This is a genomic window from Pedobacter cryoconitis (assembly GCF_014200605.1).
GTDB classification, from domain to species: domain Bacteria; phylum Bacteroidota; class Bacteroidia; order Sphingobacteriales; family Sphingobacteriaceae; genus Pedobacter; species Pedobacter cryoconitis_B.
The window spans coordinates 340,043-359,189 of record NZ_JACHCE010000002.1 but is presented as its reverse complement, the minus strand read 5'-3'; the positions used below and the strand labels follow the sequence as shown (position 1 = coordinate 359,189).

Annotated in this window: 17 protein-coding genes; 10 read left to right on the top strand and 7 right to left on the bottom strand. The window is 36.9% G+C overall.

Features of this window, described 5'->3' with window-relative positions; genetic code table 11:
• The gene (fumC, locus tag HDE68_RS07615; protein ID WP_183880604.1) at positions 1–1,398 is read right to left on the bottom strand and encodes a class II fumarate hydratase; all 1,398 of its coding nucleotides are present in this window, start codon (positions 1,396–1,398) and stop codon (positions 1–3) included.
• Between the two features lie 137 nt (positions 1,399–1,535).
• On the opposite strand from fumC, the gene HDE68_RS07610 reads away from it, so the two are divergent.
• Positions 1,536–2,744, top strand: coding sequence for a serine hydrolase domain-containing protein (locus tag HDE68_RS07610; RefSeq protein ID WP_183880602.1), 1,209 nt, complete (start codon positions 1,536–1,538; stop codon positions 2,742–2,744).
• A 7-nt stretch (positions 2,745–2,751) separates the two neighbouring features.
• On the opposite strand, the gene recG is transcribed toward HDE68_RS07610, so the two are convergent.
• The 5 genes from recG to HDE68_RS07590 all read right to left on the bottom strand — a co-directional run bounded on the left by recG (position 2,752) and on the right by HDE68_RS07590 (position 7,719).
• Positions 2,752–4,857: an ATP-dependent DNA helicase RecG gene (recG, locus tag HDE68_RS07605; protein WP_183880600.1), complete on the bottom strand. Its 2,106-nt coding sequence runs from the start codon at positions 4,855–4,857 to the stop codon at positions 2,752–2,754.
• An 11-nt stretch (positions 4,858–4,868) separates the two neighbouring features.
• Entirely contained in the window at positions 4,869–5,780 is a 912-nt protein-coding gene (locus HDE68_RS07600; protein ID WP_183880598.1) for an EamA family transporter, read from the bottom strand.
• A 1-nt stretch (position 5,781) separates the two neighbouring features.
• Positions 5,782–6,162, bottom strand: coding sequence for a RidA family protein (locus HDE68_RS07595; protein WP_183880596.1), 381 nt, complete (start codon positions 6,160–6,162; stop codon positions 5,782–5,784).
• Positions 6,162–6,293 (bottom strand): DUF6728 family protein, encoded by a 132-nt coding sequence (locus HDE68_RS26635; protein ID WP_317617690.1) that lies wholly within the window; start codon positions 6,291–6,293, stop codon positions 6,162–6,164. The genes HDE68_RS07595 and HDE68_RS26635 overlap by 1 nt, the downstream gene beginning before the upstream one ends.
• Positions 6,294–6,372: 79 nt before the next feature.
• A complete protein-coding gene (locus HDE68_RS07590) occupies positions 6,373–7,719 on the bottom strand; it encodes an OmpA family protein (protein ID WP_183880594.1) in 1,347 nt (448 codons plus the stop codon).
• A gap of 169 nt (positions 7,720–7,888) precedes the next feature.
• Between HDE68_RS07590 and HDE68_RS07585 the strand changes: the two genes are divergently transcribed.
• The 5 genes from HDE68_RS07585 to HDE68_RS07565 all read left to right on the top strand — a co-directional run bounded on the left by HDE68_RS07585 (position 7,889) and on the right by HDE68_RS07565 (position 13,783).
• Complete coding sequence (locus tag HDE68_RS07585) at positions 7,889–9,178, top strand: aminopeptidase P N-terminal domain-containing protein (protein WP_183880592.1); 1,290 nt, start codon at positions 7,889–7,891, stop codon at positions 9,176–9,178.
• A 25-nt stretch (positions 9,179–9,203) separates the two neighbouring features.
• Positions 9,204–9,857, top strand: coding sequence for a glycosyltransferase family 32 protein (locus HDE68_RS07580; protein ID WP_183880591.1), 654 nt, complete (start codon positions 9,204–9,206; stop codon positions 9,855–9,857).
• Positions 9,858–9,898: 41 nt separating this feature from the next.
• On the top strand, positions 9,899–10,774 hold the full coding sequence (locus HDE68_RS07575; RefSeq protein WP_183880589.1) for a glycosyltransferase family 2 protein: 876 nt from the start codon (positions 9,899–9,901) through the stop codon (positions 10,772–10,774).
• Positions 10,775–10,867: 93 nt separating this feature from the next.
• Positions 10,868–12,697 carry an ABC transporter ATP-binding protein gene (locus tag HDE68_RS07570; protein ID WP_183880587.1) on the top strand — a complete coding sequence of 610 codons (1,830 nt, stop codon included), beginning with the start codon at positions 10,868–10,870 and terminating at the stop codon, positions 12,695–12,697.
• Positions 12,698–12,733: 36 nt separating this feature from the next.
• Positions 12,734–13,783 carry a glycosyltransferase family 4 protein gene (locus tag HDE68_RS07565; RefSeq protein WP_183880585.1) on the top strand — a complete coding sequence of 350 codons (1,050 nt, stop codon included), beginning with the start codon at positions 12,734–12,736 and terminating at the stop codon, positions 13,781–13,783.
• A gap of 3 nt (positions 13,784–13,786) precedes the next feature.
• Here HDE68_RS07565 and HDE68_RS07560 read toward each other — a convergent pair whose 3' ends face one another.
• A complete protein-coding gene (locus HDE68_RS07560) occupies positions 13,787–15,004 on the bottom strand; it encodes a glycosyltransferase family 4 protein (protein ID WP_183880583.1) in 1,218 nt (405 codons plus the stop codon).
• Between the two features lie 137 nt (positions 15,005–15,141).
• Between HDE68_RS07560 and HDE68_RS07555 the strand changes: the two genes are divergently transcribed.
• From HDE68_RS07555 to HDE68_RS07540, 4 genes are all read left to right on the top strand, one after another.
• Positions 15,142–15,963: a glycosyltransferase family 2 protein gene (locus tag HDE68_RS07555; RefSeq protein WP_183880580.1), complete on the top strand. Its 822-nt coding sequence runs from the start codon at positions 15,142–15,144 to the stop codon at positions 15,961–15,963.
• Between the two features lie 90 nt (positions 15,964–16,053).
• Entirely contained in the window at positions 16,054–17,178 is a 1,125-nt protein-coding gene (locus HDE68_RS07550; RefSeq protein WP_183880578.1) for a glycosyltransferase family 4 protein, read from the top strand.
• The gene (locus HDE68_RS07545) at positions 17,175–18,158 is read left to right on the top strand and encodes a GDP-mannose 4,6-dehydratase (RefSeq protein WP_183880576.1); all 984 of its coding nucleotides are present in this window, start codon (positions 17,175–17,177) and stop codon (positions 18,156–18,158) included. Before HDE68_RS07550 ends, HDE68_RS07545 begins: the two co-directional genes overlap by 4 nt.
• A gap of 27 nt (positions 18,159–18,185) precedes the next feature.
• A complete protein-coding gene (locus tag HDE68_RS07540) occupies positions 18,186–19,133 on the top strand; it encodes a nucleotide-diphospho-sugar transferase (RefSeq protein ID WP_183880574.1) in 948 nt (315 codons plus the stop codon).
• Positions 19,134–19,147 lie beyond the last annotated feature (14 nt).

Sequence of the window (19,147 nt, the reverse complement as noted above, 5' to 3'; positions counted from 1 at the left end):
TTATTTTAAACTACCTACCATATCTTCTGGTCTTACCCATTCATCAAACTGCTCACTGGTTAATAAACCAAGCTCTACCGCAGCTTCACGAAGTGTCTTATTTTCTTTATGTGCCTTTTTAGCAATTTTAGCAGCATTTTCGTAACCGATATGCGGATTCAGTGCTGTAACAAGCATTAAAGAATTCTCCAGATGTTTTTTAATCTCAGGTAAATTTGGCAGAATACCTACAGCGCAGTTATCATTAAATGATACACAGGCATCACCTAATAATCTTCCGGACTGTAATACATTAGCCGCAATAACCGGTTTAAAAACATTCAGTTCAAAATGTCCGTTGCTGCCACCAATACCTACAGTTACATCATTTCCCATTACCTGTGCACAAACCATAGTTAATGCTTCAGGCTGAGTTGGATTAACTTTCCCAGGCATAATAGAAGATCCCGGCTCATTGTCAGGAATGATGATCTCACCAATACCAGAACGCGGGCCTGAACTCAGCATTCTTACATCATTACCAATTTTCATTAAAGCTACAGCAGTACGTTTATAAGCAGCTGATAATTCTACCATTGCATCATGTGCAGCCAATGCTTCAAATTTGTTTGGAGCAGTTACAAAAGGTAAACCAGTCAGCTCAGCAATTTTGCGTGCTACCAAAACATCATATCCGTTTGGTGTATTTAAACCTGTTCCTACTGCAGTTCCGCCTAAAGCTAATTCAGTAATCATCACCAAAGCATTTTTAATTGCTCTGATACTGTTAGTGATTTGCTGTGCATAACCTGAAAACTCCTGCCCAAGCGTTAATGGAGTTGCATCCATAAAATGGGTTCTGCCGGTTTTAACAATCTGAGCAAACTCAGCTGCTTTACCCTGTAATGTTTTCTCCAGTTTTTCTAATCCTGGTATAGTAATCTCTACAGCTTGTTTATATGCCGCAATGTGCATAGCTGTAGGATAAGTATCATTTGAAGATTGTGATTTATTGACATCATCATTAGGGTGCAGAATTTTCTTCTCATCCGTCAGACTACCACCGTTCAATACATGCGCACGGTTTGCAATCACTTCGTTCGAATTCATGTTGCTCTGCGTTCCGGAACCTGTCTGCCAGATAACCAGTGGGAACTGATCGTCTAATTTCCCGGCGATCACTTCATCACATGCCTTAGCAATCCATTCTGCCTTATCACTAGCAAGTACACCTAGTTCCTGATTAGCCAGGGCCGCAGCTTTTTTGAGATAACCAAAAGCATGGATAATCTCTTTTGGCATTGAAGCCTCAGGACCAATTTTAAAATTATTACGTGAACGTTCAGTCTGTGCTCCCCAATACTTATCAGCAGGGACCTGCACTTCGCCCATGGTGTCGTGTTCGGTTCTAAAATTCATTTCTTTTGTTTTTTTTCAAAAATAAGCTTTTATCTCTATAGAAGAATGTAAAGTATATGATAATGTTTAAAACTCTTTTGCGTTTAAAGGGTTAATATTGTTTATTTTTCGGCCTTCAAAAAAGACTAATCTAATTCATGACTTACCGTACCTTTTTTCCCGTGGCTTTACTGGCCACTTTTCTCATTAGTGCCTGTTCACATGCTAACAAAAAAGCTCCTGATCCTAAAATCAGAACCGTACACGACGATAAGGCAGATAGTCTTCTCATTGCATACGATCCGGCCAAAGGGGATAAATGGATTGCCAATTTTGTAGACAACCTGCATAAGAAATTTGGTTTTAATGGAAATATGCTGGTCGCTAAAGACGGTAAAATACTGTATGAAAAAGCTATCGGATGGGCCGATTACCTTCACCGTGATAGTTTGAAGATCAATTCTGAATTTGAACTGGCTTCTATTACCAAAACATTTACAGGTGTTGCTATTATGCAGCTGGTTGAACAGGGCAAACTCAAATTAACGGATGACGTGAAAAAGTTTTATCCTGATTTCCCTTATGAAGGAATCAATGTCAAGCTATTGCTTACCCACCGCAGTGGAATGATGAACTATGTTTATTTCAGTGATGGTGTCTGGAAAGACAAAAAGAAACCAATGAGTAATCTTGATGTGATGAACCTCATTGCACAATATAAACCTAACCGTTACGCTAAACCAGATACCAGATTTCACTATAACAACTCCAACTTCATGGTACTGGGTGCAATTATTGAGAAAGTAACCGGTAAAAAATATTCAGATTATATGATGGAACATGTATTCAAACCTGCAGGTATGAAACATACACATGTATATTCGACAACCGCTTATTCAAAAATCCCCGTTGATGTAGTTGGCCATGACCGTACCTGGAAATATTCAGTCGTACAAAATTTCCTTGACGGCCCGGTTGGCGATAAGGGAATTTACAGCACAATTCATGATCTTGTTCTGTATGACAATGCATTAAAGAAAGGCAGACTATTAAAACAATCCAGCCTGGACTCTGCCTATACAGGACATAATAAAGCTGTCAATGGCCACTTTAATTACGGTTACGGCTGGAGAATGTATGATGGGGAAAACGGACGTAAAGTAGTTTATCATACTGGCTGGTGGCATGGTTTCCGCCACATTTATGTGCGCGACATACAAAAGAACATTGTAATTATTTTTCTCGGTAACCTGACTAACGGAAGTCTGATGCACCTGGATGATCTGTACAAACACCTTGGTGTTCCGGTCATCAGAAAAGGCGCTTATACAGGAACCGGTTCTATGCCAGGAAGCGACGAAGATTAAACAAAAATTAAGATATTTTATCCAAAGCGATCCCTCTGCTTTTTTTATCGACAAAGCGCTTTAATAAAGCATTTTCCGGTAAAGAAAGTGTAGGGTCCTGCTGGAAAACATCAATCACTGTATTTCTTGCTTCATGCAAAATCTGCTGATCCTTGACCAGATCTGCCAGTTTAAGGTCAAGCACTCCACTCTGCATAGTTCCCGAAAGATCTCCCGGGCCCCGCAATTCCAGATCTATCTCAGAGATTTCAAATCCATTATTGGTCATCACCATGGTTTCCAGACGCTTTCTTCCTTCTTTGCTTAGTTTTTCTCCAGACATCAGGATACAAAAAGACTGCTCAGCACCTCTTCCTACTCTCCCACGCAACTGATGCAGTTGTGACAGTCCAAATCTTTCCGCATTCTCGATAATCATAACTGAAGCATTAGGTACATTCACACCCACCTCAATTACCGTTGTTGCCACCATAATTTGTGTCTGCCCGTCTATAAAACGCTGCATTTCAAATTGCTTATCCTTATTGGACATTTTCCCATGGACAATACTGATCTGATAATCTGGTAATGGAAACTGATAACGCATCTGCTCAATTCCAGCTTCCAGATGAAGTAAATCCAGTTTTTCACTTTCTTTAATTAACGGATACACCACGTAAACCTGTCTGCCTTTGGCAATCTCAGTTTTCATAAACCCGAACATTCTCAGACGCTGTCCTTCGAGTAAATGTTTAGTTTCGATAGGTTTCCTGCCCGCAGGAAGCTCATCAATCATGGAAACATCCAAATCCCCATATAAGGTCATTGCAAGCGTTCTTGGAATAGGTGTAGCGGTCATCACCAGAATATGCGGAGGGATACTGTTTTTACGCCAGAGCTTAGCTCTTTGCTCCACACCAAAACGATGCTGCTCATCGATAACTACCAGGCCCAGGTTTTTAAATATTACCTTATCTTCAATCAATGCATGCGTGCCCACAAGGATATCAATTTCTCCTGCTTCGAGCTGCTCATGCAGTTGTATTCTTTGCTTTTTAGTCGTATTACCAGTTAAAATATCAACCTTAACTAATCCCCCATCCAGTAAAGATGATATAGAATGATAATGCTGACGGGCCAGAATTTCAGTCGGCGCCATCATACAGGCCTGATAACCGTTATCATTTGCAAGCAGCATGCTCATTAGGGCCACTACAGTTTTTCCGCTTCCCACATCCCCCTGTACCAGGCGGTTCATCTGAATACCACGCTGTGTATCAGTTCTGATTTCCTTGATCACCCGTTTCTGCGCCCCGGTAAGTGCAAATGGAAGAATATCCTTATAAAAGGTATTGACCCTTTCACCTACTGTACTAAAAAGATGTCCTTTAAACTTGAGCTCTCTGAATTGTTTATTGCTTAATAACTGCAGCTGAATAAAGAATAATTCTTCAAATTTTAATCTGCGTTCTGCATTCTGTAAAGCTGTGGTATCTTTTGGAAAATGAATATTCAGCAGTGCCTCCCGGCGGTTAACCATCCGGTATTTATCTAAAATATAAGCAGGTATTGTTTCTCTGATTTCAGACAGACATTGTTCAATGACTAATGCCTGCATTTTCTGTATCCCCTTACTGTCCAGAGAAAACTTCTTTAGCTTTTCTGTAGAGTTATAAACTGGTTGTAAAGTCAGGTTTCCAGTGACTGTGGCCGGTCTTGGATAAGACTCCATTTCAGGATGGGATATACTGTAAGAACCGTTAAAAACAGCAGGCTTGCCAAACGCGATATATACCTTACCGCGCATCACATTTTCATCGACCCATTTTAAACTCTGAAACCAAACCAGCTCAATAGTTCCTGTCTCATCAGTTAATCTGGCTACAATTCTCTTTTTATGTTTTTCACCAATGGTTTCTTTACCGGTAATACGTCCCAGGATCTGAACATAAGGTAAATCGGCATGGAGTTCATTTATTTTATAGAAACGTGTTCTGTCAATATACCGGAAAGGATAATAGCCCAGTAAGTCGGCATAAGTAAATATACCCAACTCCTTTTGTAAGATTTCGGCACGTTTAGGACCTACACCTTTCAAAAATTCAATCGTTGTATCTAAATCAGAAGCGAACAAGTTGTTTGAAATTAGGCATTAACTATTTTGACATTAAACATTTCTTTGATCAGATTCCAGTTGAATAAAACTACTGAAAACAATAATAACAGATATGAATATAACTGATTAGCATTGATCGATTCCCCAAAATACAGGACAGCTATTGCAAAAGCAATAATCGGATTGATATAAATCAGAATTCCCAGTGTAGATGAAGGTATACCAATAAGCGAATAAAGGCTTAAAAATAAAGGTATAATCGTAAAAACAACAGCAATAATGAGAATATGCATCCAGAACCATCCGCTTTGCGGGACACCCCGAAACTGATAAATGTAAAATGGCAGAAGTATTGAACAGGCTACCAGAAACTGGACAGCCAGTACATTGAGCTTATCAATTCCCTGCATCTTCCGTTGAATAACCAGGTAACCAGCATAAAAAGCAGCAATGATCACTGACCATATCACATCTCTCAATGAACCTGTAGCCAGAAAAACTACGCTAATCAGTGCTACAACCAATGAAATCAGCTTAAGCGTTGACAACTGCTCTTTAAGGATGACAAAACCACCAAATGCAGTCAGCAATGGGCAGACCATGTAAGCGAATGCTCCGGAAGTCAGGCTGACATTATTGACTGCATAAATAAAGGTATACCAGTTAAGCACCAAAAATACTGTTGCCACCAGGATCTGCCACATATAGGTCGCTTTCTGCTTTTTAGATACAGCTTTCACATAAGCGATATCTGTCTTCAATTGTTTTTTTCTAAAAAGTAAGATCGCGATCCAGAGCAGGATCAATGAAGTAAATATACGGTAGTACAGAATTTCCTCGGACGGGAAGCCCTTGATATTCCTTAGCGGGATAGAAAAGCATCCCCAGATAACAAAGGGAATGAATCCTGCCAGCAGGTAACGTACATTTGACTTCGCCAATTTATCCTTTATAAGCAATCACTGAGATTTCAACATTTACCCCTTTAGGAAGTCCTTTTACTGCTACAGTTTCACGTGCAGGAAAGTCAGATTCAAAATATGAACCGTAAACTTCATTAACTTCTGCAAATAAATCCATATCTGATAAAAAGATAGTTGATTTCAGTATATGTGTGAATTCAAATCCAGCTTCCAATAATACGGCATTCAGATTACGCATAACCTGTTGTGTCTCTTCTTTAATAGAAGACTGTGTAAGCTCTCCTGTTGCAGGATTAATTGGAATTTGTCCGGATACATATAAAAATCCATTAGCTAATACAGCCTGGCTGTAAGGACCGATTGGAGCTGGTGCATTCGAGGTGTTGATGATTGTCTTCATTATATCCAGTGTAAAAGTTTCAGGGTGATTCCAATTATGAAAATTGATATGGCAAGCGCATTGATGACATGCATGATTTTGATGTCAATACTAGTAGGCCTCTCAGGATCTTTTTTTCTAAAAAAGTACATATCACAAATGTATAAAATCCAGCGCATAAAAAAAGGGCTCTGATAAATCAGAACCCTTTTCTATGTTGTTTAAGAAATATTAGTTTCTTGAAGTTTCAACACGACGGTTTTGGATACGACCTTCTTCAGTATCGTTAGAAGCGATTGGATTTGCTTCACCTAAACCTTTTGTAGCAACTTTGCTAGCACTAACTCCAGAATTAACTAAGTAAGTTTTTACTGAGTTTGCTCTGTCTTTAGATAATTTCAAGTTGTAAGCAGCAGTACCTTCGCTAGAAGCATAACCTTTTACTAAGGCTTTACCATTGCTTTCTTTCAACACTGAAGATAATTTATCTAAAGTTGGGTATGATTCAGTTTTTAAAACTGAAGAGTTGAATTCAAATTGGATAGTTTCGAAACCAGTTAAGTTGTTGTTATTAACAGGAGCTACAGTTGTAGCAACTGGAAGTGGACAACCTGATCCGTCAACTGCAGTACCAGCAGGAGTTCCTGGGCATTTGTCAAATTGATCAGAAACACCGTCACCATCGCTATCTTTTTTCAAATCTTCAACAGATTTTTCAACGTTAGAAACACGAGTTTTAAGTGCTTCAACTTCACGACGTAATGAAGGATCTTTCAATTCATCATACATCATTGCAAGTGGGTTAACCCAATCCAGGTTTGGTTTAGATTTAGAACCTAATGAGAATTCTAATCCAGCGTAACCGTATGAGAATTTATCTTTAGTAGTTCCTTTAGCATAAACTCCGTCGAAGTTATCACTGTCAATAAAGTGCATAGTGTAACCTAAGTTAAACGCAACACGGTCAGAAACTTTGAATTTAACACCAGCACCAACTGGGATATAAGCTTCTTTAACGTAAGTTTTATTACCGTCTTTTCCAGCGTGATCTTTCCAGTCATTAACACCACCACCTACTGAAGTTACTTTAGGAGCATAAGCAACTAAACCGTAACCAACAGTAACGAAGAAGTTAACTGAGTTTTCACGACGTAAGAAATCTACAGTAGCAACGTTAACAACACCACGGATGTCAGCTGCATAACCGATTTGAGTTTCAAAATTAGTTACACCAAATTGTTGACCACCTGGCATGTCTTTGTTTGAACCAGAAACTTTTCCGCGGAAAATGTTACCTTCTAAACCAAAAGCATGACCTAGTTGTTTTTTCAATGAGATACCGTAACCTAAGTTAACGTCAGCATTTTTGAAGTCATTTGACCCACCAATCGCAAGGAATGGAGATAAAACACCAGCATTAACACCAATTGACCAAGTTCTGTACTGGCCTCTTCCGCCAAATACTTTGGCTGAAGTTGAAGTAGAAGTAGAATCTGTTTGTGCAGAAGCAAGAGTGGTAACACCCATTACTGCAACAAAAGAAACTGCTAAACCCTTCTTTAAAGTAGAATAGTTCATAATTTTTCTTTTTTAAGGTTAAACAAATTTAAAAATGTATAATTTTTTTGTGTAGCAAAATTAAACAAATTTTTAATTCTCACAAGGTATATACAAACTCCGTTCCAATTTTAACAGATTTTAAGAATTCGATATAAATGACTTTATTTGCCTACCCATTAGGCTGGATATGAAATATCAGAATTTAGAAAACAAACTCTTTGTTAACAATAGGATAAACTTAATTAAACATCTTAAAAACAATTCATTAGCTATTTTCAACGCTAATGATGAATTCCCTAGAAGCGGGGATCAGAATTTTCCTTTCAAACAAAATTGTGACCTGTTTTATCTTTCTGGAATAGACCAGGAGAAAACTATTCTGCTGCTTTATCCTGATTGTCCTAATCCTTTATATAGAGAAGTCCTTTTTTTAAGACAGACAAATGAGCATATTAAGATATGGGAAGGCCTTAAATACACCAAATCAATGGCAGAACAGACTTCGGGTATCAAAAAAATCTGCTGGCTGGAAGATTTTGATCATATTCTTCACAGTATTATATCTTATGCAGACCATATTTACCTGAATACAAATGAAAATAACAACACTGTTCAGCCTATAGCTTACCGTGACATCCGGTTTATTGAAGAAATGAAGTCCAGATACCCTTTGCATCATTATGAAAGGGCAGCACCGATATTACGTCATTTGCGTGAGACGAAATCTGAGACAGAAGTACAATTAATTCAAAAAGCTTGTGATATCACCAGAGATGCTTTCATCAGAGTACTTAAATTTACCTGCCCGCAAGTAACTGAGTATGAAATCGAAGCTGAGATCATACACGAATTTATCAGACAGCGGGCTACCGGGCATGCCTATCCTCCAATTATCGCCTCAGGAAATAACGCAAACATTCTTCATTATGGCGATAACAACCAGATTTGTAAAGAAAATGAATTGATCCTGATGGACTTTGGTGCCGAATATGCAAATTATAATGCAGATCTGTCCCGTACCATTCCTGTTAGCGGCAGGTTTACACCAAGACAAAAAAGTGTGTACAAGTCTGTCCAACATGTTTTGAAGGAAGCTAAAAAACTGTTGAAACCTGGTATTTCAGGAAATGATTATAACGAAAATGTTAGTGAGCTAATGACTGCACAACTAGTTGGACTTGGTTTAATTACCATGGAAGAGGTGAAAAATCAAAATCCTGCTTATCCTGCTTATAAAAAATATTTTATGCATGGCATAAGCCATCATCTTGGTCTTGATGTACATGATTTTGCGCACAGGTATACCCCTTTTCAGGCGGGAAATGTATTAACCTGTGAGCCGGGAATCTATATTCCTGAAGAAGGTTTTGGTATTCGTCTGGAGAATAACATCTTATTAACCGCAGATGGCAACATTGATCTCATGGCAGACATTCCCATTGATGCTGAAGAAATCGAAGAAATTATGAACAGTTAAATTTAAACAGTAACAATTATAAATAATGTCAATACCAAAAATCATACATCAAACCTATAAAACTTCTAAATTACCACTGATCACACGCTGGAATATAGCAAAATTCAGAAAGAAAAATCCTGGTTACTGGTACGAATTTTATGATGATGAACGGATTGAAGCATTTTTATCAGACGAATTTGGTAAGGATATACTGTCTCTATATCAAAGGATTAATATAGGGGCTGCCAAAGCCGATTTTTTCAGATACGCTGTACTACTCAAAAAGGGAGGGGTTTATCTTGATATTGATAGTGGAATTAATGGCCGTCTTGATGATTTCATTCTGGACAGCGATAGTGCAATAATTTCCCGGGAAGGAAATCCTGACCTATTTGTACAATGGGCATTGGTATTCTCGCCAAACCACCCTTTTATGCAAAAAACACTGGACCTGATGTGTGAAAACATCAGAACCAACAGATATCCGCATGACGTACATCAAATGACCGGGCCTACAGTTTACACAAAAGCTATTCTTGAATGTTTAAAAGAATCACCAGACATTGCTCACCGGGTTTTAGGAGTAGATTATGAAAATCATCTGAAATTCAAATATCAATTCAGCAAGGCACTTTACACAAAAGAAGAACATTGGACAAAAACACAATTGACAAAACCGGTTCTGAAGCCTGAATAAATCTATATTTGTCACCATAAAAAATCCAATCAAAATTAACTATGAAAGTTGCTGGTTTTACCTTTATTAAAAATGCAGTAGTAAATGATTACTCTATTGTTGAAGCAATTTCATCTATTCTTCCTATTTGTGACGAGTTTATTGTCGCAGTCGGTAAATCAGAAGACGGAACAAGAGAATTAATTGAAGGAATTGATTCTCCTAAAATAAAAATCATTGATACCATTTGGGAAGAAAATCTCAGAGAGGGCGGAGCTGTCTTTGCATCGGAAACAAATAAAGCTTTTGCAAATATTTCAAAAGATATAGACTGGGCTTTTTATATACAAGGAGATGAATGTGTACATGAGAATGATCTTCCCGAAATCCTGAAGCAGATGAATGATAACCTGAACAACCAGGAAGTGGAGGGCTTACTTTTTAAATATAATCATTTCTATGGTTCTTATGATTATACCGCCGAATCAAGAAGATGGTACAGAAGAGAGATCCGCATTGTCAGAAGAAATCTGAATGTTAACTCTTACAGAGATGCTCAGGGCTTCAGAATTGATGGAAGAAAAATAAACGTTAAATTAATTGATGCTTTTATCAATCACTACGGCTGGGTAAAACCACCTCATGGCCTCGTAAAAAAAGGACTAAACTTTAATACTTTTTATAATCCTGATGCCGTGGTCCGCGAAGTGCCGGTAACTGCTACTTTTGACTATGGAAATGCTGATAAACTAATTCATTTCAAAGGGACCCACCCTGCGGTAATGGCAGCCCGCATAGAGAAGGTTAACTGGAAATTTAGCATTGATCCTACTAAAACAAAGAATAATGATAGTTTTCGTATCAAATTCTTATTAAAAATATATAAGCTAACCGGAATAAGGATTGGAGAATACAAAAACTATAAGCTCATTAAATAGTTGTTCACAGCATAAGCTACAGAAATCCGGTAAATCACACTTATTATAAACAAAGCTAGTAAATCCGTAGCTTTGAAAAATTTTTAAATTCCAATGAAGATCTATTTCAGGTTATTAAGCTTTGCAAAACCAATTGAAAAATATGCCATTCCATATGTTCTGGTAACGCTGCTGGCTATATTTTTCAATACATTTCTTTTTACTTTATTAGGCCCACTTTTAGAGACCTTATTCGCCACTACAAAAATGTCATTAGGCCATGAAACTTTAATAGAAAAAGCTTCAGCTTTTGACTTTATCGGCCAGTTTAATAACTATATCAATTCTGCCATTACAGAATATGGCAAATTATATACCTTAAAAATAGTATGCGGATCTATTGTAATCTGCGTGTTTCTTTCCAATTTATTCCGCTATCTATCACAGCGGTTCATGGAAGATCTTAGAGTTCATACTTTACTCAATCTACGCAGGGCCGTTTTTAATAACGTCATGGATCAGCATATCGGTTATTTCAGCAATGAAAAAAAAGGCGATATTATATCAAAAATTGCGTCAGATGTTCAGGTGGTACAAGGAACAGTTACCAGTACGCTGCAGGTTGTTTTTAAAGAGCCTGTTCAGGTCATATTCTATATCGTAGTTCTACTATCCATTTCTATTAAACTAACCGTTTTCTCTTTGCTTGTTATTCCGATTTCAGGATTTATTATCAGTAAAATCGTAAAAAGATTAAGACAGCAGGCAAGAGAAGCTCATGAAAGTTTTGCAAAAATGATTGGATTTCTGGATGAGGCTTTGGGAGGAATAAGAATTATTAAAGCCTTTAATGCAACCTTAAGAATAAAGGATAAATTCAATCATGAAAATGTTATCTATTCTGATCTAACCAGAAAAATGGCCCGCAGGCAGCAACTGGCTTCTCCGGTATCTCAAACACTGGGTGTACTGGTTGTGGTATTTATCGTATTGTACGGAGGGTCTATGATCCTAAATAACCAGGGAGACCTTACCCCTTCGAAATTTCTGGTTTATATAGCCATGTTTTCACAGGTAATGCAGCCAATTAAAGCTCTTACAGAGTCATTCAGTGCCATCCATTCAGGAATAGCTGCTGGTGAACGTGTACTTGATCTGGTTGATATTAAACCCGAATTAACTGATAAAGAAAATGCAATCCAGCTCAATGAATTTAAGGACTGTATTCAATTTGAAAATGTATATTTCAACTATGCTGAAAAGGAAATTCTAAAAAATATTAATATTAAAATCACTAAAGGTCAGACTGTTGCATTAGTAGGTCCATCAGGTGGTGGAAAAAGCACATTAATAGATCTTATTCCAAGATTTTACGACCCGAAATCCGGGAGGATTCTTATTGACGGAATCAACTTAACAGATGTTGCACTCAATAGCTTAAGACATCAGATGGGAACTGTAAATCAAGAATCTATTCTTTTTAATGATACCATTTATAATAATATCGCATTTGGAAAACCAGAAGCGACCAAAGAAGAAATCATCGCCGCTGCCAAAATTGCTAACGCGCACGATTTTATTCTGAATACTGATGAAGGATATGAAACAAATATAGGAGATAGAGGAAATAAATTGTCAGGCGGTCAAAAACAAAGGATATGCATCGCCAGAGCAGTATTAGCTAATCCTCCTATCATGCTGCTTGATGAGGCTACTTCGGCATTAGATACCGAATCAGAAAAATTAGTTCAGGATGCACTAAACAACCTGATGAAAAACAGAACTTCTATTGTAATCGCACATAGATTAAGTACCATCCAACATGCTGATACAATTATAGTAATAGAGAGTGGAAGAGTTCTGGAACAAGGTACTCACGCAGAATTACTTGCGATGAACGGTCTTTACAGAAGACTTATTGACATGCAAACATTTGTAGATTAACAAACATTAATAAAGCTCCTTAACCCTTTAGCTGAAATGAGATTAGCCTTTGATTGTGAAAGAATGAAATATTCCCATACCGGTATATTTGAGTATTGTCATCAATTAGGGCAGGCATTAAAGAAAGACAAAGGTTTTGCAGATCAGATTAGTTATTACCTCAATCCAAATCTTCAGCAATATTTTGATAGCAATGATAAATTTCTAGATCAGAACAGCTTCCAGAAATTTATCTTTCCAAGACATAAGGATATAGACCTATGGCATACCACTTATCAGTTATCGTCCTATATCCCAACCAGTAAAGCGATTAAACGTGTACTTACAGTTCATGATCTGAATTTCTTACACGAAAATAAATCCTCTGCTAAAACACGGAAGTACCTGGCAAAACACCAGAAAAACATTGATTTAGCAGACCATATTGTAGTTATCTCAAATTTCACAAAACAAGATATCCTGAAAAATCTGGATATACGAAATAAGCCGATAACCGTCATTTATAATGGCTGTGCCGAAGGAATATTATCAGCTGATACTAAACCAGCATATGTATCTGCAAGCCCATTTCTTTTTTCATTAGGCACAGTAAACCCTAAGAAAAACTTCCATGTTTTAATACCCTTGCTGGCTGGTAATGATTTTGAATTGATTATCGCAGGAAAAATAGAACCTGATTACAGGGATAAAATAATGTCAGAAGCAGCCGGATATCAGGTAGCAGACAGAGTAAAAGTTATAGGTCCGGTTTCTGATCAGGAAAAATTATGGTACTATAAAAATTGTGAGGCCTTCTTATTTCCATCCATTGCTGAAGGATTTGGTATTCCTCCTATAGAAGCTATGAGATTTGGGAAACCAACCTTTCTCTCCAGAGCTACTTCATTACCGGAAATCGGAGGGGATGCAGCTTATTATTTTAACACCTTTGAGCCCTCCGATATGAAAAAAGCTTTTGAGGACGGGATGAATAACTATAATAGAACTCAACCCATACAGCAAATCATCAACCATACCAAACAGTTTAACTGGCAGCACAGTGCTGAAGCCTATTGGAAAGTTTACAGAGAGACAATGGCTCAATAAAATCTATGCTGAGACAAAGTCAATTGCACTGGTCATTTTCCTGATTACGGTAGCCCAGCTATAGTTATCATTTACATATTTTCTTGCATTTTGCTGCAAAATATGCAGATCTGCATCATTACTTAACACCTTATCAACAGCAAACTTAAAGCTTTTGAAATCATTAAAAGTAAACCCTCCATGACTGTTTTCAATATGATCTTTAAGTACTTCACAATCCCGGTTAGCAATAACATTAACTCCTGCCAGCATTCCTTCTAAAGTAACCAGTGAAAGACTTTCATAAAATGAAGGCATGATCAGTGCCTTTGCGCCTTCCAATAAAGCCTGCTTTACATCATCATCAACAAATCCCATACTAATAATATCCTGATGTGCAGGAATATCCATAAATGGTGTTCCAACCAACACTAATTTAACCGGGCTGTGAGTAACTTCTTTATATTTTAAAAAATGCTGAAACAGGATTTCGCCTCCTTTATCAGGATCAATTCTGCCGATATAAATCAGATAAGGCAGATCAGATTTTAAGAGCTCAGCAGAGTCGAATTTTCGTTCATGTATTATATTCTCAATTCCTACTCCAACAATATCACTATAGATCTCCTGATTATTGAACAAACGGTTAACCAGTTTTTTTTCAGAAAGTGAATTATATAAAATTGCTTTAGGCAATTTAAAAAAAGAGGTGTATGCAGGCAGATAAATTGATTCTTCATCGTGTGCAGTAGGAATTAAAATAGAGCGGTCAGCTACACTTTTAAGTCCATAAAGAGTAGGAAAATAGAGATAAGTAAAGAAGATCAGTGCATCATATTGGTGCTGATTTGTTTCCAGGTAACTAATCAGCCCTGGCGTAAATGGCCCTTGTTGTTTGGACCACTCATAACTGATCTGTTCAAAATCTGTACGATCCGGAAGTCCAAATAACCGCAATAATTTTTGAGAAAGGGATCTGGATTGTAATCTTCTGACTAAACGATGTACCTTACGCTTATTCCTTTGTTGAGGTGTATTAAAACGTCTTACTTTTATCCCGTTAATTGTCGTAATACCTTCCGGGTATTCATTAGCCCAGGTGAAATAATCTTTAGCACATGAAGTCAGAATTTCCACCTCATAAATTGAACTCAGCTTTTCCGCAAGAATTCTGCAATGATATTCCGCACCTCCATTCACATCTAAACCATATCGCTGCACAATGAAGGCGATTTTTTTCATAAACATATGCTTTTAGCTTACAAACTTACAAAAAAACAAACTGGTTTGATTTCGGCCGTAATTGAATAAAATTAACCTTACCTTCGCTTTTTTATATGCCTTATTAAATTGGCAGTAAGGGGCGTTAAAGAGTAATTATGGACACTAAAATATCAATAATTACCGTCAATTATAATGACAACTCAGGATTGCAAAAAACAGTTAACAGTGTTTTAAATCAATCTCTCCGAAATTTTGAATTTATAATTATTGATGGTAACAGCAGTGATGGAAGTAAAGAATTTCTGCAGCAAAACAGGGATCATTCTATACGCTGGATAAGTGAGCCTGACCGTGGAATTTATCACGCTATGAATAAAGGTATTCAAATGGCTACCGGAAAATACCTGCTGTTTTTAAATAGCGGTGATGTACTGTTCGATAATGAGGTAATAAAGCAGGTGGATCATGAGATAGATGGTACTTACGGCATTTACTATTGTGATATTATCTTTGATGAGCCCAAACAAAAAAAGAAAGTAGTATTTCCTGATACCTTATCCTTTACTTTTTTTTTCAAACAGAGCTTATCACATCAGGCAACCTTTATTAAAAGAAAACTTTTCGATGAAATATTCTTGTATAATGAGGACTTTAAAATAGTATCAGACTGGGAATTCTTTATTTATGCAATCTGTAAACAGAATGTACCCTATAAACATCTGGATATATTAACGACGATTTATGATGGGAATGGCATCTCATCGAATTCTGAAAATCTGAAAATGATGTATCAGGAGCGTAATATATCCCTGATGAAGCACTTTCCCACTTTCATAAGTGATTATACTCAGATTTCGGAACTGGAACACAAGAGAGTGAAGCAATTCTTTTTTATTAAAGAACATCCTTTTGCCTGGAAAATTTTAAAGATATGTATCAAAACAATCCTGTTTTTTATTCAAAGAAAGAAAATATAATCAACTCATTAGAAATTCAAATTAATTAAAGACAGCACAGTCAATACAGTTTCATTACATTTACCTCTTACATAGAACAGCATACATAACATGACCAGAATACTGTTGGACCCGGAAATATTTATTACACAGGAATTTGGTGGTATCTCCAGATATTACACAGAGGTATATGATGCATTAGAAAATAATCCGGAAATACAAGTCATCTGTCCAATTCTTTATACAGATAATATTCATTTCAATGAAAGCTCTCTTTTAGAGAACAGCTACCAGAAAAGAAAATCTATTTTAGTAAAATGCAGCCAGTTATTCAGAGGTTATTTACCTAGAAAACTAAAAAAGAAAAGTAAAACCGAGGCAATATGCATACTGGAAAAGCAAGAGTTCGATGTTTTCGTTCCTACATATTATGATCCTTATTTTCTCCCTTACATAAAAAACAAACCATTTGTACTTACTGTGCATGATATGATCCATGAATTATATCCTCATTATTTTACAAATGATAAGATTACTGTTCCGAACAAGAAATTATTAATAGAAAAAGCAGCCAGGATAATTACTGTTTCAGAAAACACCAAAAGAGATCTGTTGAGAATCTATCCAGATACACCTGCTTCAAAAATTGATATTGTTTATTTAGCACCAAGTATAAACACAGAGGCTCCAATAGAAATAGAGGCCCCTGAAAACTATATTTTATTTGTTGGTAACAGAACGATTTATAAAAACTTCATTTTCTTCCTGAAAGCCGTTTTACCTATTCTGAAGAGTAGGAAGGATCTTTTTATCCTTTGTGCGGGTGGGAACGGCTTTAATGAAGAAGAAAATCAACTGATTAATGAATCAGGAGTCAAAGATCAGCTTATACAGCGTAACTTTAAAGACTCAGAATTAGCCGGTTACTATAAAAAAGCCATCTGCTTCGTTTTCCCTTCAGAATATGAGGGTTTTGGTATCCCTATACTCGAAGCAATGGCATGCGGTTGCCCGGTAGTACTTACAAAGAACAGCTCTTTTCCAGAAGTGGCTGGAGATGCAGGGATTTATTTCGAACTTAACAATGCTTCAGAGTTAAAAGAAAAGCTAATCACACTTTTAGATGATACCCGGATCAGGCAGGAATATAAACTCAAAGGATTGGTTCAGTCAGGTAAATTTAGCTGGAAAATAACAGCAGATAAATGCTTGAAAATTTATCAATCAGTAGTATGACGAAGAAAACTGTAATTATAACCGGTATTACAGGACAGGACGGGGCTTACCTTGCCCAATTATTACTTCGTAAAAATTTCAAAGTAATCGGATTGACACGTAGTTGCGGTAATGACAATTTAAACGGACTTTCCTACCTCGGTATAAAAGAAAAAGTTATACTGATGCCATGCGATTTGCTAGACATTTCACAAATCATAAAGATTATTCAACAGGTTAAACCTGCGCATATTTACAATCTGGCTGCACAAAGTTCTGTGTCACTCTCTTTTCAACAACCGATCGGAACATTCCAATTGAATACACTCAGTGTATTTAATCTTTTAGAAGCCATAAAAACAGTAGATAAAACCATCCGTTTTTATCAGGCCAGCAGCAGCGAGATGTATGGAAAAGTGAATGACCTGCCTATAACCGAAAATAGTATCCTGCATCCATTAAGTCCATATGCAATCGCTAAAGCAGCCGCACATTTTACCTGCATTCATTACCGCGAAAGTTATAAATTATATGTCAGTTGCGGGATTCTTTTCAATCACGAATCTTATCTGAGACCAAATACCTTTTTTGTAAAAAAGGTAATACAGGAAAGTGTCAGAATAAGCAAAGGTGCAACCAATGTACTTAAAGTAGGTAATATTGATATCAAAAGAGATTTTGGCTATGCACCTGAATATGTTGAAGCAATGTACCTGATCCTTGAGCAGGAAAAACCCTCGGATTATCTGATTTGCTCCGGGCAAACAATAAGCCTCCGCGAGATAATTCATTATATATTTGATAAACTGAACATATCACATGATTTGTATCAGATAGACGATCAATTGTACAGACCTGCTGAAATTGAGAATATATATGGTGATAATACTAAAGCAAAACAAGCCCTCGGTTGGGTCTATAACCTTGATATCTTTCAGACACTCGATTTATTATTAAAAGAGGAGATGGAAAATTACACATTAATTTATCAGCTTAGCTGATATATAAACATCATAACAATAAACTTTATGATTAACTATACTACAAAATCCCCTGTTCTGTTTCTTATATTCAACAGACCAGATACTACAATAAGAGTATTTAATGAGATTAGACAGGCTAAACCATCCAAACTATATATTGCAGCTGATGGCCCGCGTCCCGGTAATAGAAATGATGAAACACTATGTCAGGAGACAATTTCAATTGTACAGCAGATAGATTGGGACTGCGAAGTTAAAACACTATTTCGTCAGCAGAATCTGGGTTGCAAGCTGGCAATATCTTCTGCTATAGATTGGTTCTTCACCAATGAAGAAGAAGGAATTATTCTGGAGGACGATTGTCTGCCGGCAAAGAGCTTCTTCCGCTATTGTGATACCCTTCTTGAAAAGTACAGACTGGATACCCGCATTAGACATATTGGAGGTGTCAATCTGCAATTAGGAACTAAATGGGGAGAGGCAAGTACCTATTTTACTAATAATACACATGTCTGGGGATGGGCAAGCTGGAGAAGAGTATGGAAAGATTATGATAAAGACCTTAAAAGTTATCATGAGGACGAAGTTGGCGCTCAGCTGGCCAATATCTTCACTAATTCTTTAATTCTTACTACCTGGAAAGAAATATTCAGGGATGTTAAGGCAGGAAAAATTGATACATGGGACTACCAGCTTGCATTTATTAATTACTTTAATAATGGCCTTGCTATTAATCCAAATGTTAACCTGATTTCAAATATAGGTTTCAGAGCAGATGCAACCCATACCGTGGATCTTGACAACAGATATGCAAATTACCCATTAGAAGAGATTGATGAAATAACTTATCCTAAATATATTCTGCCCAAAAAACAAGCAGATTATGCTGTACTAGATTATGAGTTTAAGATTGAAGAACGAACGAGAAAACATAATTTACTAAGACGACGTTTTAAAAGATGGTTAAAAAGCTTTTTTAAGTCCGCCAGTTAATCATTACATCAGGA